This window comes from Streptomyces yatensis (assembly GCF_018069625.1).
Classification (GTDB): domain Bacteria; phylum Actinomycetota; class Actinomycetes; order Streptomycetales; family Streptomycetaceae; genus Streptomyces; species Streptomyces yatensis.
On the sequence record NZ_CP072941.1, the window covers coordinates 2,180,530 to 2,195,003 of the forward strand.

The 14,474-nt window shown below is 71.5% G+C and carries 13 protein-coding genes; 7 read left to right on the forward strand and 6 right to left on the reverse strand.

Translation table 11 applies throughout. The features are described 5' to 3' along the window. Positions 1-220: 220 nt before the first annotated feature. Positions 221-1,234, forward strand: a complete 1,014-nt coding sequence (locus J8403_RS08500) for a hypothetical protein (RefSeq protein WP_211122631.1) — start codon at positions 221-223, stop codon at positions 1,232-1,234. A 120-nt stretch (positions 1,235-1,354) separates the two neighbouring features. Next, entirely contained in the window at positions 1,355-2,011 is a 657-nt protein-coding gene (locus J8403_RS08505) for a M15 family metallopeptidase (RefSeq protein ID WP_211122632.1), read from the forward strand. A gap of 71 nt (positions 2,012-2,082) precedes the next feature. Here J8403_RS08505 and J8403_RS08510 read toward each other — a convergent pair whose 3' ends face one another. Next, positions 2,083-2,382 (reverse strand): hypothetical protein, encoded by a 300-nt coding sequence (locus J8403_RS08510; protein WP_211122633.1) that lies wholly within the window; start codon positions 2,380-2,382, stop codon positions 2,083-2,085. Between the two features lie 546 nt (positions 2,383-2,928). Here J8403_RS08510 and J8403_RS08515 point away from each other — a divergent pair. After that, complete coding sequence (locus J8403_RS08515; protein WP_211128145.1) at positions 2,929-3,966, forward strand: hypothetical protein; 1,038 nt, start codon at positions 2,929-2,931, stop codon at positions 3,964-3,966. A gap of 9 nt (positions 3,967-3,975) precedes the next feature. Here the strand turns inward: J8403_RS08515 and J8403_RS08520 are convergent, their stop codons facing one another. Together J8403_RS08520 and J8403_RS08525 are read right to left on the reverse strand one after the other, a co-directional pair. Then, complete coding sequence (locus tag J8403_RS08520; protein WP_211122634.1) at positions 3,976-4,299, reverse strand: transcriptional regulator; 324 nt, start codon at positions 4,297-4,299, stop codon at positions 3,976-3,978. Then, the gene (locus J8403_RS08525; RefSeq protein ID WP_211122635.1) at positions 4,296-4,760 is read right to left on the reverse strand and encodes a hypothetical protein; all 465 of its coding nucleotides are present in this window, start codon (positions 4,758-4,760) and stop codon (positions 4,296-4,298) included. The genes J8403_RS08520 and J8403_RS08525 overlap by 4 nt, the downstream gene beginning before the upstream one ends. A 219-nt stretch (positions 4,761-4,979) precedes the next feature. Here J8403_RS08525 and J8403_RS08530 point away from each other — a divergent pair, with 219 nt between their 5' ends. After that, positions 4,980-5,891 (forward strand): MerR family transcriptional regulator, encoded by a 912-nt coding sequence (locus J8403_RS08530; protein ID WP_211122636.1) that lies wholly within the window; start codon positions 4,980-4,982, stop codon positions 5,889-5,891. Here J8403_RS08530 and J8403_RS08535 read toward each other — a convergent pair. Further along, the gene (locus tag J8403_RS08535; RefSeq protein WP_211122637.1) at positions 5,884-6,270 is read right to left on the reverse strand and encodes a hypothetical protein; all 387 of its coding nucleotides are present in this window, start codon (positions 6,268-6,270) and stop codon (positions 5,884-5,886) included. The genes J8403_RS08530 and J8403_RS08535 overlap by 8 nt on opposite strands. 213 nt (positions 6,271-6,483) lie before the next feature. Further along, a complete protein-coding gene (locus J8403_RS08540; RefSeq protein ID WP_246586315.1) occupies positions 6,484-7,221 on the reverse strand; it encodes a TetR/AcrR family transcriptional regulator in 738 nt (245 codons plus the stop codon). Between the two features lie 66 nt (positions 7,222-7,287). Between J8403_RS08540 and J8403_RS08545 the strand changes: the two genes are divergently transcribed. Next, the gene (locus tag J8403_RS08545; protein ID WP_211128146.1) at positions 7,288-8,880 is read left to right on the forward strand and encodes an FAD-dependent monooxygenase; all 1,593 of its coding nucleotides are present in this window, start codon (positions 7,288-7,290) and stop codon (positions 8,878-8,880) included. Between the two features lie 152 nt (positions 8,881-9,032). Next, positions 9,033-9,389 (forward strand): DUF779 domain-containing protein, encoded by a 357-nt coding sequence (locus J8403_RS08550; protein ID WP_211122639.1) that lies wholly within the window; start codon positions 9,033-9,035, stop codon positions 9,387-9,389. Positions 9,390-9,550: 161 nt separating this feature from the next. On the opposite strand, the gene J8403_RS08555 is transcribed toward J8403_RS08550, so the two are convergent. After that, positions 9,551-11,917 carry a putative bifunctional diguanylate cyclase/phosphodiesterase gene (locus J8403_RS08555; protein ID WP_246585763.1) on the reverse strand — a complete coding sequence of 789 codons (2,367 nt, stop codon included), beginning with the start codon at positions 11,915-11,917 and terminating at the stop codon, positions 9,551-9,553. Between the two features lie 723 nt (positions 11,918-12,640). Between J8403_RS08555 and J8403_RS08565 the strand changes: the two genes are divergently transcribed. Then, on the forward strand, positions 12,641-14,428 hold the full coding sequence (locus tag J8403_RS08565; RefSeq protein ID WP_211122640.1) for a PucR family transcriptional regulator: 1,788 nt from the start codon (positions 12,641-12,643) through the stop codon (positions 14,426-14,428). Positions 14,429-14,474: the final 46 nt, after the last annotated feature.

Here is a 14,474-nt window from a genome sequence, read left to right on the forward strand (position 1 = left end):
CCCCCCTCCCCCGCGCGGTGAAAGTGGTGCGCCCTGGGACGGATGCACCCGCGGCCGCTACCGGACAGTCTTGAGTACCGGCACCGCGAAACCGGAGGTCACGGTGACTGTTCCCGCGCGAGCCCCGGCCCGCCCCGGGCTGCCGTCCCCGGGGCCCGGGTGGCGGGTGTGGCCCCGGCGGTGGCCCCGGTGGGCGCCCCACGCCGCCGCGGCGTGGGGCGTGGGGTACGCCGCCGTCCAGGTGGTCTGGGCCACGACGGGCGCCACCGTCCCCTGGTCGCCGCATGTGGCCTACGCGCCCGGCGTCCAGCTCGCGCTGGCCGCCCTGGCCCTGCTGGCCGCCGGGGCCTGCCTGGCAACCCCCCGGCCGCCTGCCCGGCGCGGCCGGGGGGCGGTGACGGCGGTACTGGCCGTGGCGGTCCCCGTCTTCGCGATGGGCATGGCCAGCCTGCCCGCGTACGTCGTCACCTTGGCGTCGTTGTCGGGCGTGGAGAGCGACACCGGCTTCGCCCATGTCCTGCTGAACACCGTGGGCCTGGCCCTGCTGCTGTTGGTCGTCGTCTCCCACCGGCGGCGGCTGCGGGGCCGGTGTCCGCGGTGCGGGGCCGAGCACACCGGCGACGGCAGCGGACCGCTGGTCCACCCGCCCGCCTCGGTGGCGTCCCGGCGGACCCGGATCCAGGTGTACCTGCTGATGTGCGGGCTGCTGCCGTGGGCGGTCGTCAAGACCATCTGGACGCTCGGCGGCGACGCGCTGAGCGTCACGGCGGAGAAGTGGCGCGAGGAGAACGCGGGCGGCTCGGGCGCGGCCAAGGCGCTCGCCTCAGTGGGCATCGACGTCACCGTCCTGGCCGCGCTGGCCGGAATCTTCCTGCTGCTGGGGTTGATGTACCCCTGGGGCCAGGTGTTCCCACGCTGGACGCTCCTCCTCACCGGGCGACGGGTGCCCCGCCTCCTGCCCCTCCTGCCGGCATGGCTCTCGGCGATCGGCCTGTCCGTCTACGGCGTCGTCCTCGTGATCTACGCCCCGCTCAGTGCCGCGGATGTACTGCCGCGGATCAAACCGGACGGGGCGTTCACCTCCAGCGCCGGAATCACCTGGATGGTGCTGTTCGGCGGACTCGCCTTCGGCGGCCTGGGCTTCGGCCTGATCGCCGCGGCCCGCTCATACGCCGCCCGCACCCGCCCGGTCTGCGCGACCGCCGCCGCCACGGACGCGACGCGTGGGAACTGATCGGGGTCGGTGGAGACCCCCACTCGACGCTCCGTGAGACCTCGGGCGGGACAAGGTCCTGCACGGCACCAGTGACTCGAGGCCGGCTGCGGCTACGCAGGTCCGCGAGATGATCGCGTCATGACTGAGATCGTTCTGATGTCCGACCCGAAGGTCGCGGCCGTACCTGTTCAAGAGTGCGGTGAACGACTCCTGGATGTGCGACGGGACAGCCGCCTGTTGGTCGACGAGCGGAAGTGGCAGGACTCCGCCGGCGCTTTCGCACACCTGCGGGAAGGAGTGCTTGACCGACTCCACAAAGCTCAGGCACAGCTGCCTCAAGGGATGCGGCTGCTGTTCGTCGAGGGATACCGCCCGCCGTCCCTCCAACGTCGCTACTTCGACGAATACGCAGCCCAACTGCGCGCCACGCATCCGGAATGGGCTGCCGAGCAGGTCCACTCGGCAGCCAGTCGCTACGTGTCGCCACCGGAGATCGCACCGCACAGCGCCGGGGCGGCTGTTGACCTGACGCTCGCTGACGCGGGCGGGCGTGAGCTCGACCTGGGCACCCGCATGAATGCGACTCCTGAGGAGAGTGCGGGCGCCTGTTACACGCAGGCTGACGACATCAGCCGCGAGGCTCGCTCCCAGCGGGACATCTTGGGCACCGCGCTCACCGCTGTCGGCCTGGTCAACTACCCAACGGAGTGGTGGCACTGGTCATATGGAGACCGCTACTGGGCCTTGCAAACCGGAGCGAAAGTTGCCCGCTACGGGCCCATGGACCTGGACTGACCGCGGACTTCGCAAAGGCCGGCATACGGTCGGGCATGGTGAAGGCAGGCGACGCGGCGACTCCCGCGCCCTCATGGTGTGGGAGTCGCCCCGATATCAGCGGAATGCTTGTACTTCGTGCTCTTCACGATGGTCACCCGGGGGTTCTCCGGGACCGGGCTCCCGGAATCCCGTGCGGTGAGTTCGGCGGGCCACGAAGTCCCGGGATACAAACCGACCGCTTCGCTCTTCATGCGAACCGTCGCATCAAATCCATGATCGCCGCTAACGCGGACGGCGACTTCGTAGAACGCACGTTGATCACCACGATTGGTGACCTTTATCGGCACCGTCAAAGCCGATCCGCTGCGCACCGGCTTGAAGACCGTCACATCCCCCTGAGTCAGCACAGGATGTCTGAAGTGCTCGTTCTCCTTCTCCTTCGACTCCCCCGGCGTGACCGGAACGCCACGTGGAGCCGCCGCGGCCCGTTCCTTGCCCGCCTCCTCCTGGGCTCTCTGCTCAGCCGTCCGAGGAGTGGGGGAGCTTCCCGCCGCCGATGCGGAGGGGTCGGGTGCGCCCGGTAAGGAAGGTGATTCCGTGGCGTTCAAGGTTCTCGAGGGCGGTGCCGTGGCAGCGCTCGAGTCACCCCCATCGGCGCCGCACGCCGTGGTGAGGACGCCGGCTGACACCATCAGCACGGTGAGAGTGAGCGCCGAACCGCGCGCTCCCGGCCGACGGAACGGGCGGGCGGAATGCTGTGCCGGTGTGTGCATGTGCATGTTTCCGTTCCACTGCTAGGCAACGTGATGTGGACCTGATTGTCGTGCGGTCGACGCGTGATTCTTGCGCGCGGGGTCAATTCTCAGCCGCGGGGCGCAGCCGCGGCGCACTGGGACAATGGAGGTCATGCGCTCGTGCGGCAAGGGGGATGCGTGGTGAAGCTGGGAACGGCACGTGCCATCGGGGCGGACTGGGTCGCGCGGTATGCCCGCTCGGATGCGGAGTTCCGCGGGGCGTATTTCAGCGGCTCGACGGTCGGGCTCCCGGACGACGCCGAGTTGGCGCCCTCCTCTGACGTCGACATCGTCGTCATCACCGCCGCGGACGACCCGCCCGCCAAGCCGGGCAAGCTCCGCTACCGGGACACGTTGCTGGAAGTCAGCTATCTGCCCTGGTCGCAGCTCGTTTCCGCCGACGACGTCCTCGCCTCCTATCACGTGGCCGGCAGCTTCCGCACCGACGCGATCATCGACGATCCCACCGGGCACCTGCGCACACTGCAGGCATACGTCGCGGGCCACTTCGCGGCGCGGCCCTGGGTGCGCCGGCGATGTCAGGACGCCCGCCGCCGGATCGAAACCCGGCTCGCGGCGATCGACGCCTCGGCGCCGTTCCCTGCGCAGGTGCTGTCCTGGCTGTTTCCCACCGGCGTGACCACCCATGTGCTTCTGGTCGCCGCCCTGCGCAATCCCACCGTGCGTCTGCGGTACCTGGCCGCTCGCGAGGTCCTCGCCGACCACGGACACCTCGGTCGCTATCCGGAGCTGCTGGATCTCCTCGGCTGCCGGAATCTGCCCGCCGGGCGCATCCAGCACCATCTGCGGGAACTCACCGAAGTGTTCGACGCCACCGCCGAGGTGGCGAGGACCCCGTTCCTCTTCAGCAGCGACATCACCCCCTCCGCACGGCCGATCGCGATCGACGGCAGCCAGGAGCTCATCGACCGTGGCGACCACCACGAAGCCGTCTTCTGGATCATCGCGACCTTCGCCCGCTGTCACACCATCCTGGCCGCGGACGCCCCCGAGCTGCACCGTGCCCTCGCCCCCGCGTTCCACGCGGCCGTCGGCGACCTCGGCATCAGCTCGACCGAGGACATCCTCCACCGCGCCGAGGAGGTCACCCGGTTCCTGCCCCGCCTCTGGCAGACCGCCGAGGACATCATGGCGAGCAATCCCGGGATCAGCGGATAGAGGCCCACATCATGAGCGAGTGGCCGGCCCGTCGGCCGGGTTCGCGGCGGCGGCGACGATGTCCCGCAGTGCGGCGACATGGCCGTCGAAGGCGTCCCGGCCGGTGGGTGTCAGCCGAGCGCGGACCTTGCGGCGGCTGCCGCTGAGGCGGCGTTCCGTGGCGACATAGCCGGCCTCTTCGAGTGTCGCGAGCTGCTTGGACAGTGCCGAGTCGGACATCGCCAGCCGGTCCTTGAGGAAGGCGAACTCCGCCCAGTCGGCGGCTGCCAGCGTCGCCACCAGCGACAGCCTGGTGCTGGGATGGATCAGCTCGTCGAACCGCGCCTTCGTCATGCCCGCACCCAACGACGCAGCACGCGCAGGATTTCCGGTCCACCGAACCCGACGACGGCCGCGATCAGCGCCGCCGCCCAGATGCCGGCGTGGGCGGCGCCGTCGGCGTCGAGCGCGAGGGCCACCAGGACAGTGGCGCCGATGAGTCCGAGCAGCATGCCGACCACGACCAGCGGGATGCGGTGGCCGGCGACCGCCGCGCTCACCCGCAGCTGATCCGTGCGCCGGCGTCCGTCGAGCAGGCGGGAGGCGAGCCACCCGTGCCCGATGCCGAAGGCCACGGTCGCGATCCCGGCCAGCCACTGCGGCAGTACGTTGCCGAGCACGCCCAGCAGAAGCCAGCCGCCCGCCATCGCCCACCAGTAGCCACGCGGCAAGCCGACTTCCTCGGCCACCTGGCGTTGGGCCCGGTCCACCGCGCCCAGTGCGGCGCTGGCCTGCTCAGGAGCGATGTTCTCCATGACGAGACCTCACTTTCCCATCGGGAAAGTAATCGTCCTACTTTCCTGTCAGGAAAGTCAAGCGTTGTGGTGAGGGGTGCGCCCAGCGGGTTCACGTGCGAGGCGACGGTCGCATTTCCTGGCCTTGGCGCGGGGCGGCGTGTATGGGGTTGCACCTTCCGTAGCGGCATGTGGTCCGGTGGACTTACGTCCCGATCCCTTGAGGAAAGGTCCCTGCTCATGCGCTCGTCTTTCATGCCACCCCGCCAGGTCAGGATCGGTGACGCGGCGGCCTTCGCCGGCTGCACGCCACGGGCGATTCGCCATTACCACGCGATCGGCCTGCTCCCCGAGCCCGAGCGGGGCGGCGATGACCGCCGCCGCTACGGGTACGAGGACATGATCCGCCTGCTGTGGATTCGCAAGATGGCCGACGCCGGGATCGCCCTGGACGACATCCGTGACGCCTTCACCACCGGCATGGCTTCCGCCGGTGCGGACAACGGAGACGGTATCGCGGGCACCCTGGAGCGGTTGGAGGAAACCCTCGCCGAGCAGGAGGCGGAATTGCGGCGGCAACGGACCGCCGTGCAGCGGATGCGCACCGAAGGCAGCCGGATGGGCCTGCTCTCCGACGTCGTCACCGAACGTCTCAAGAGCCTGCCCGAGGGCTCCCTGCGGCAGGCGGACCTGGACAGTCTGCTGGTCACTGAGCGGATCTTCGGCCCGCTCGGCGCGGCCGTCCAGGCCACCCGCTACGTCGTCCTGGCCACGCATCCCACTCTGCGGGAGGATTCCGACCGCATCGATGACGCCGAGGAGGCACTCGACGACAGCGTCGCCGTCGACGATCCACGGGTGGCTCAAGTGGCCGTCGAGCGGCACGCCTTCGAATGTGCCCTGCACGCCGTCATCGAGGAGTCCGGCCTGGACAAGGACGACGATGCCCTCTTCGACGCCTGGGACACTGTGCACCCCGCTACCGCCGATGACGGCGAGGACGAGGCCGACCTCGGCTCCGGCAGGCGGGAGGCTGACTCCATGAGCGCGGTCGAAGCCATCGGCAAGATGCCCTACGACTTCTCCCCAGCCCGCCTGCGCTGTATGGAACTGGCCGAAGAGCTGTCCGCCCAAGACTCACCCGCTATCTGAAGCCGGCCTGGCCCAGTGGATTCCAGTTGAACCAGCCTCGGGACGTGTCATAGAGGTTCGTGGGCTCGTCACACGTCTGGGACGTCGAGATCCGCAGGGCGACGGCGTCCGCGCGCGCCGCATAGTCGTCCGCCAGAACCACCAAGATCAGAACGGAGGACAGCAGGAGCACGGGAAGAACTCGTCCGCGGCGCATGCGTGAGATGACCAGTGCCGCCACGGACAGCACGAGGCCGGCCAGCAGGAACCACCGGTTCACGTTTGCTTCCCGGTCGAGTCGCGCGGACAGCTCTACGAGGTCATCGCAGAGTACGTACGTCTCCGGTCCGCCGAACAGCGACAGACCGCGTTCCAGCACCGCGGCCAGCACGATGAACACCCCGAGGACCGGCAGCAGACTCGGATCTCTCTCCGCCCCCGACCCCGGCCCCAACCCCGCCCCCGACCTCGACGCCGCCCCGAGCTGCCGTGCAACCCCCATGGCCCCCGCACCCTTCGACTGCCCGGCGGAACATCCGACCGAGCCCAGAGATTACCGCCCCATCCCGTCGGGGTGCGGTGGCCACATCGGTGAACGTAGGTGGTCAGCGCACTAGTGGCGCGCCAGGCCGTCGACCATCAGAGCGAGCGTGAAGTCGAACCGGTCGTGGCCCTCACCCGCGGTGAGCTCGGCGGCGTGGCGGGTGGTGTGGGGGAAGGCCTCGGCGGGCAGCGCGGTGAAGCGGCGCAGCAGTTCGCCGCGGTCGAGGACCCACGCGGCGTCGTCCTGCGTCGATCGCTTGCGCGCGATCGACATCTCCAGGCAGTAGGCGGCCACGTACAGCAAGAGGGCGTCGATGGCCCAGGCCGCGGCCTGCGGGGCGACACCGCCGGCGAGCAGGATCGCCAGCATTCCCTCACTGACGCGCACGATCTCGAGGTCGGTGGGGACCATGGCGAGCGCCGCGCGGGAGATTCCGGGGTACTTCAGGTACTGGTCGCGCAGCTGGGCGCATACGCCACGGATCTGCTCCCGCCAGGTCGCGGGGTCGGGCTCGGGCAGTACGAGCTCGGCGCACAGCCGCCCGATGAGCAGCTCGTCGAGGTCGGCCTTGTTGACCACATGGGCGTAGAGCGAGGCGGGTCCGGTGTCGAGCGCGCCGGCCAGCCGGCGCATGGTCAGCGCCTCGTAGCCCTCTGTGGCGACGACATCCAGCGCGGTGTCGATGACCTGCTCCACGGTGATCGGGGCTTTGCGGCGCCGTGGCCTGGGGGCGGCTTCGGCGTCCGGGCCGGGGGTCGGCGGCTGGTGGCGCGCCGCGCGTCGCTCTCTCGGGTTCACCCGACCCATCATAGCTTGACACGAACACTGTTCGTACATAGAACACTGTTCGTGACAGCGAATGTGAACCAGGACATGGACGTGACCGTGGTCGGAGCCGGGCCGGTGGGCCTCGTGCTCGCCGCGGAGCTGGCGCTCGCCGGGGCGAGGGTGCAGATACTCGAGCGGCTGGCCGAGCCGAGCGAGGCGATGAAGGCGGGGGCGATCAACGTGCCGACGGCCGAGGCGCTCGACCGCCGCGGCCTGCTGCCCGCCGCCGAACAGGTGCAGCGGGAACTGCTCGAGCGGATGGGGTCGTTCGCCCGCACGGCCGACGACCAGCCGCCCGGTGGCGGCCGGTCCGCGCCCGGGTCGCGGTTCACCGGGCATTTCGCCGGCATGATCCTCGACGCCGGCCTCGTGGACTGGTCCGATCCCGAGCTCGCCGCCCACACCGCGGTCGACGGAGGCAGGCTGGTGCCGCAGCGTGAGCTGGAAGAGCTGCTGGCGGAGCATGTCGCGCGACTCGGCATACCGGTGTGCCGCGGGGTGGAGGTCACCGCGCTCGACGACACCGGCGACGGCGTGCTCGTCGGCACCACCGCCGGTCCGGTGCGCACCGGGTGGCTGGTCGGGTGCGACGGCGGGCGCAGCACCGTACGCCGCCTCGCGGGCATCGACTTCCCCGGCACCGACCCCGAACTCACCGGACATCTGGCCGTCGCCGACATCGCCGACCCTTCGGTGCTCGCCGACGGATGGGTGTGGTCGACCCGGGGGGCGTACCGCTACGGGCCACAGCCCGGGCGGGTGGTCACCGTGGAGTTCGACGGCTCTCCCGCCGACCGCTCGGCGCCGGTCACCCTCGATGAGGTGCAGACCAGTCTGCGCCGGGTCTCGGGCACCGACGTCACGCTGACCGCACTGCGCGGCGCCGCGACCCGCTGGACCGACAACGCCCGCCAGGCCGCCACGTATGGGTCGGGGCGGGTGCTGCTGGCGGGCGACGCAGCGCATGTGCACTCGCCGTTCGGCGGTCAGGGGCTCAATCTCGGGGTCGGCGACGCGATGAACCTCGGATGGAAGCTCGGTGCCGTGGTGGCCGGATGGGCGCCCGAAGGGCTGCTCGCCACCTACGACGCCGAGCGTCGCCCCCTCGGCGCCTGGGTGCTGGACTGGACGCGGGCCCAGATCGGGGTGATGCGCGGGGACGCGGCGTCGGCCGCGCTCCGGGAGGTCGTCGCCGATCTGCTGAGCACCCGGGAGGGCACGACCTACGCGGTCAAGAAGATCTCCGGTGTCACACAGCGCATCGACCTGCCCGGCGACCATCCGCTGATCGGCCGGTACGTCCCCGACCTGCGGCTGAGGGACGGCTCCCGGCTGGCCGACCACGGTCACGGGGGTGGGTTCCTGCTGCTCGACCGCTCTGCGGACGGCGCGTTCGCCCGCCTCGCCGCGGCCTGGGGCGGGCGGGTGAGCAGCGTGACCGACGGCCACGCGACGCCGACCGGGGTGTTGGTACGCCCGGACGGGGTGGTCGCCTGGGCCTCCGACACCACCGACCTCGCCGCCGTCACCGGCCTCGAAGCCGCCCTGCGCCGATGGACCGGCGCGCCGACGTCCTCACGCGAGCGCGAGACGGTGGGGCTGGTGGAGCCGGTGGGGCTGGTGGGACCGGTGGGGTGAGCCCCCTGTCGTTCTGTCGTGCGGCCGGCGAACCCGTCGCGGACGGGCCCGGTTGCGGGACGCCGCACGGGCAACGTTCTCGCAACGTGGCGGGGAGTTCGCTGGACTTGGCCCCTGACCGCTCGGTGAGCATGATCGGAGAGGGATCGCCCATGGACCGTATCGCGCTGACCCCGGCCGCGGCCGAGCTGATCCGCCAACTGCGAGCGGAGCACGGCCCGTTGATGTTCCACCAATCGGGCGGCTGCTGTGACGGCAGCGCGCCGATGTGCTATCCGCTCGGCGAGTTCCGTACGGGCGGGTCGGATGTGCTCCTCGCGGAGCTGGAGGTGGACGGGGTCGAGGAGCCGGTGGGCTTCTGGATGTCGGCCTCGCAGTTCGAGCGGTGGGCGCATACGCATCTCACGGTGGACGTGGTGCCCGGGCGCGGCAGCGGCTTCTCCCTGGAGGCGCCGGAGGGTGTGCGCTTCCTGATCCGCTCACGGCTGCTGGACGACGCGGCGAGCTGAGCGCGGCGCGGCGTTTGCCGGGGGCGTGGCATGCACGGAGCGTCGCCTGCGGGGCACGGCGTCTGCCGGGCGCGTCACCCACACGGCACATCGCCCGCGTGGAACATCGCCCGCGTGGCGCGCGGCGCCGGCCAGGCGGTGCGCATCACCCGCTCGTGGCGTCAGCTCGCGTCGGCCAGTGCCAGGGTGTGCAGTCGCTCGGGCGGGCCCGGGCGGGCGTAGTACCAGCCCTGGGCGGTGTCACAGCCCAGCCCCCGCAGATGCTCGGCCTGTACGGCCGTCTCCACGCCCTCGACCGTCACCGCCAGGTCCAGCGTGTGGGCGAGCGAGACGATGCCCTCGACGATCTTGACGTCGACCGGATCGGCCGGGGCCCGCTGCATGCCCCGGGTGAAGGAACGGTCCAGCTTGAGCTGGGAGACCGGGAGCCGGCGCAGGTACGAAAGGTTGGAGTAGCCGGTGCCGAAGTCGTCCAGGGCGATGTCCACGCCGAGGTCGGCGAGTTGCCGCAGGGGTCGCAGGGCGCTCTCGTCGGCGCCGATGAGGTCGTTCTCGGTGACCTCCAGGCACAGCGCGCTGGGGCACAGCCCGGCGCTCTCCAGGATCGCCACCGTGTCGGAGACCAGCGTGGGGTGGCTCAGCTGGCACGGCGAGAGATTGACGTTGACGCGCAGCGGCTCGCCGTCGTCATCGGCGGCGTCGCGCCACTCCCGCGCCTGCCGTGCGGCCTGCTCCAGCACCCAGCGGCCGAGCGGGACGATCAGCCCGGTGTCCTCGGCGAGCGGGATGAACTGGTCGGGGCCTAGCACCCCGTGCACCGGATGCAGCCAGCGTACGAGCGCCTCCGCACCGCGCACGGTGCCGTCGGTGAGCCGTACCAGCGGCTGGTACTCGATGAAGAACTCGCCCTTCTCCAGGGCGGAGGGCAGCCCGTTGGTGAGGCTGTGGCGGGCGATCACCCGGGCGTTGGAGTCGGCGTCGGCGATCTCATAGCGATTGCCGCCCGCGGCCTTGGCCCGGTACATCGTGATGTCGGCGCTGCGCAGCACCTCGGCCCGGCCGATCTCCCCCGCCCGGCCGTCGACCACGCCGATACTGGCCCGTACCCGCAGCTCACGGCCCTCCACCCGGACGGGTTCGGCGAGCGCGGCGAGCATCCGGCGGGCCAGCCCGGCGCCGTCGGCCTGCGCCGCGGGGCCGGTGACCAGGGCGAGGAACTCATCGCCACCGACCCGGGCGACCAGCTCGGCGGGAGTACTCACACAGTCCTGGAGGCGCTTGGCGACGGCCCTGAGCATCCGGTCGCCGGCGGCGTGCCCGAGGCTGTCGTTGACCGCCTTGAAGCCGTCCAGATCGAGGTAGCACACGCCGAACCGGTCGGCGTCCGCCCCGGCGGCCAGCACCTGGTCCAGCCGCTCCAGGAACAGGGTGCGGTTGGGCAGCCCGGTCAGCTCGTCGTGGGTGGCCTCGTAGCGCAGCCGCTCCCGCAGCTGCCGGTGCTCGGTGATGTCCTCGGCGAGGGCGAGTTGGTACTGCGGGGCGCCGCTGGAGTCGCGCAGCAGGGTGACCGTCAGGTTGGTCCACAGCTCGCTGCCGTCGTCGCGGTAGTGCGGCTTCTCGATGCGGAAGTGGTCGCGCTCCCCGTTGACCAGCTCGCGGTAGAGCTCATGGGCGCCCGGTACGTCGTCGGGGTGGACGAACTCGGTGACGTTGCGGCCGGGGCGGAAGAAGTCCATCCCGCCGAACATCCGGGCCATGGCGTCGTTGACGACGAGCACCTCGCCGTCGAGTCCGGCGATGCCCACGCCGATGACCGCGCCCTCGAAGACGGCCTGGAACTTGGCCTCGCTCGCGTGCAGCGCCTTCTCGGCCTCGGTCCGGGCGGCCAGCGCGGCCCGCGAGATGGCCTCCTGCTCATCGCGCTCGCACTTGCGCAGCTCGCGGACGAACCCGGCGGCGAGGGCGTGCTGCAGCCGTACGCAGCGGGCGCGCGCCTCCTCGTCGGACAGCGGCTCGTGGCCGGGCGCGGCGGGCAGTCCGGCGGACGGCGACTCGCCGGACGGCCCGGCGGCGGACGGCCCGGCGGCGGACGGCCCGGCGGCGGACGGCCCGGCGGCGGACGGCCCGGCGGCGGACGGCCCGGCGGCGGACGGCCCGGCGGAGGACGGCCCGGCGGAGGACGGCCCGGCGGGGGACGAGCAGGACACCAGGTGCGCGTCGATGACGCCCAGGATGGCGGGCAGCGCCTCGGGCTCGGTGCACTGCGCGTCCACCAGCGCGGCCCCGACCGCGTACGCCGCCTCGGTGTCGAAGGGAGAGCCGCGCAGGGCGGCGCTCAACCGGTGGGCCAGCGGCAGCAGATAGACCTCGAACTCATCGGGGGTCATCGTCGTGGCCGCCAGCGGGTGGACGGCCCGGCACCAGATGCCCGCGAACCGCCTCAGCTGATCGTTCTCCGTGGGGGCGGGATGTCCGGCGGCGTCCCCGGCGCCGCGGTCACATCTCGGCCCGCCCGATTCGGAGGTCATATCGCGCGCTCCCCGGGGCCGCCGCCATGGGCTGAGGCCCTGTCGCATGCCGCGTCCTCGCCTGTGGCGTCGATGCCCTCCGGCCGCCAGGCGGCTTCCACGTCCTGCACTTCCTTCGCCCTCTTCCGGCTTCCGGGGCCGCCCTCGGGTCGTCCGCGTCCTCGGGGAAGTTGAGCACGACGAAGAGCGGCACGGCAACCCGCTGCTGAGGCGAGATTACTGATCAACCGTTCGATGAGGAAAGGAAAAACGGAAAACTTCAATCCGGATCTGATCATGGAGAGGTGCGCCGCCCTAGGATGTCGAGCACCTGTCACGGGCATCTGCCGGCGTCCCAATCCCCGCGCTGACCTCGACCCTCCAGAGGGCGGGCCATTGAAAGCGGCTCCGCCGAACCCGTCGGGATCGGCCTTCTGACGCGCCGCCAATCTTGCCCATGGACAGTCGAATTGGGAAATCCATCACGTCGGCGCGCTCGACCGTCGCACCGGGCGAGGAGACGGGACACACGTCCTTCCGTCCCGTCCGTCCGCCCTCCGGGGCCGTCCGTTCCCCTCTCCCGGCGCGTCCCCTGCGCCCAGGAGATCGAAAGGCGCGCACCCTTTTCACCCTCATGCGGTGAATTGCCATGAAGTGGGTACTCGGCCGAGCGGATCTCTCGAGATGCCAGCTCGAGAAGGCATGAGGACGCACGGAACACATGAGGACGCACGGAGTGACCCAATGGCCCCACCAGGTGTCGCCGACGATCTGCTGCTGCACCGCTGTCTGACTCTGTTCACCGGCTTCGACGGGATCGACGGCCAGGACGGGGCGGAGATACTGCGCCGGGCGATGGCCCAGGTCAGCGCGGTCGGGACCGGCCGCGCCGAGGCGGGATACCTCTGGCTCGGCGAGGGCCTGGTCCGCTGTCCGCACGACGGTCAGCGAGCCACCGAGGCCCTGGACGCGCAGGTGAGGGAGCTGGCCGGACGGGACGGGCCGGTGCGGCTCCCCCGGCGGGCCTGGGGCTGGGCATTCGGGCTTCGCGCACCGGGCGGGCCGCACGAGCCGGATGGGCTGCGCGAACCGGGTGGGCTTCGAGAACCGGACGCGCTACGCGAACCGGGTGGGCGAAGCGAGCCGGGCGCGCCCCATGCGCCGGACGGCCTGCACGGCGCCCTGGTCGTGAGCTACCGCGACCGGCCCGGCGAGGACGAACGGCTGCTGCTCACCCTGCTCGTACGGCAGACCGCCGCGGCCCTGTCCGCCGCCGCCGCGCACCGCCGTGAGCGCGCCCAGGCCCTGGAGCTGCGCCGGGCGTGGGACGAGCGGGAGGCGATACGGCGGCGGCTGGACACCTCGCTGACCGATCTCTCCCAGCTGCGGGAGGTGCATGACGCCCTCGCCCGCTCGGCCGCCCACGGCGACGGCGAGGACGGGATCGTCCGGACGCTGTACCGGATCACCGGGCTGGCGGCGGCCGCCGAGGACCGGTTCGGCAACCTCCGGGCCTGGGCGGGCCCCGGCCGCCCGGAGCCCTACCCCAAACCCGATCCGGCGCAGCGCGAGGAGCTGCTGCGGGAGGCCGCCCGCAGGCCGCGTCCGGTGCGGGTGCGGGACCGGCTGGTCGCGGTGGCCGATCCGCGCGGCGAGGTGCTGGGCGTGCTGTGCCTGGTGGACCCGGACGGCCGGGCCGATGAGCGGGCCGTCCGCGCGCTGGACCACGCCGCGACCTCGCTGGGCCGGGAGCTGGCCCATCTGCGCGAGCTGGCCGAGGTGGAGCTGCGGCTGCGGCGGGAGCTGGTCGACGATCTGCTCTCGGGCGCGGACGACACCAGTGCGTACGCCCGCGCGGAGGCGGTCGGCCACGATCTGCACGGGCCGCACCATGTGATCGTGGTGCGCTGGAGCGACCGTCCGGCCGACGATGTGTTCCTGAAGTCCGTGAGCCGGGCGGCCACGGGCATGGGCCTGCGGATCCTGCCCGCCCTGCGCTCGGACGCGGCGGTCCTGGTGGCCCAGAGCGCACCGGGCGAGCGGTCGCTGCACTCGGCGCTGAGCCGTGAGCTCGGCACGGACAGCGGGGCGATCGGGGTGGGCGCCTCCTGCGGCACCCCGCACGAGGTGCCCCGCTCGTACCAGGAGGCGCTGCGGGCGCTGGAGGTGCGCCGCCGTTCCAACAGCGCGAGCGGCATGACGTTCTACGACGACCTGGGCCTGTACCGGATCCTGCGCACCGGGAGCGACCACCGGGAGGTGGAGGGGTTCGTCCGGGAGTGGCTGGGCCCGCTGATGGATTACGACGCCCTGCACCACACGGACCTGGTGGAGACCCTCTCCCAGTACTTCGACCGCGGCGGCAACTACAGCGAGACGGCCTCGGCGCTCGTGATCCACCGCTCGACCCTGCGCTACCGGCTGCAGCGCATCCGCGAGATCAGCGGAATCGATCTCGCGGACGTGGACAGCAGGCTCAACCTCCAGGTCGCCACCCGCATCTGGAAGGTCATGCGCGGCGGCGCCGAGTGAGCGGCATGTCGCCGGGCACCCGTGACCGACGAGGCGGCACGACACG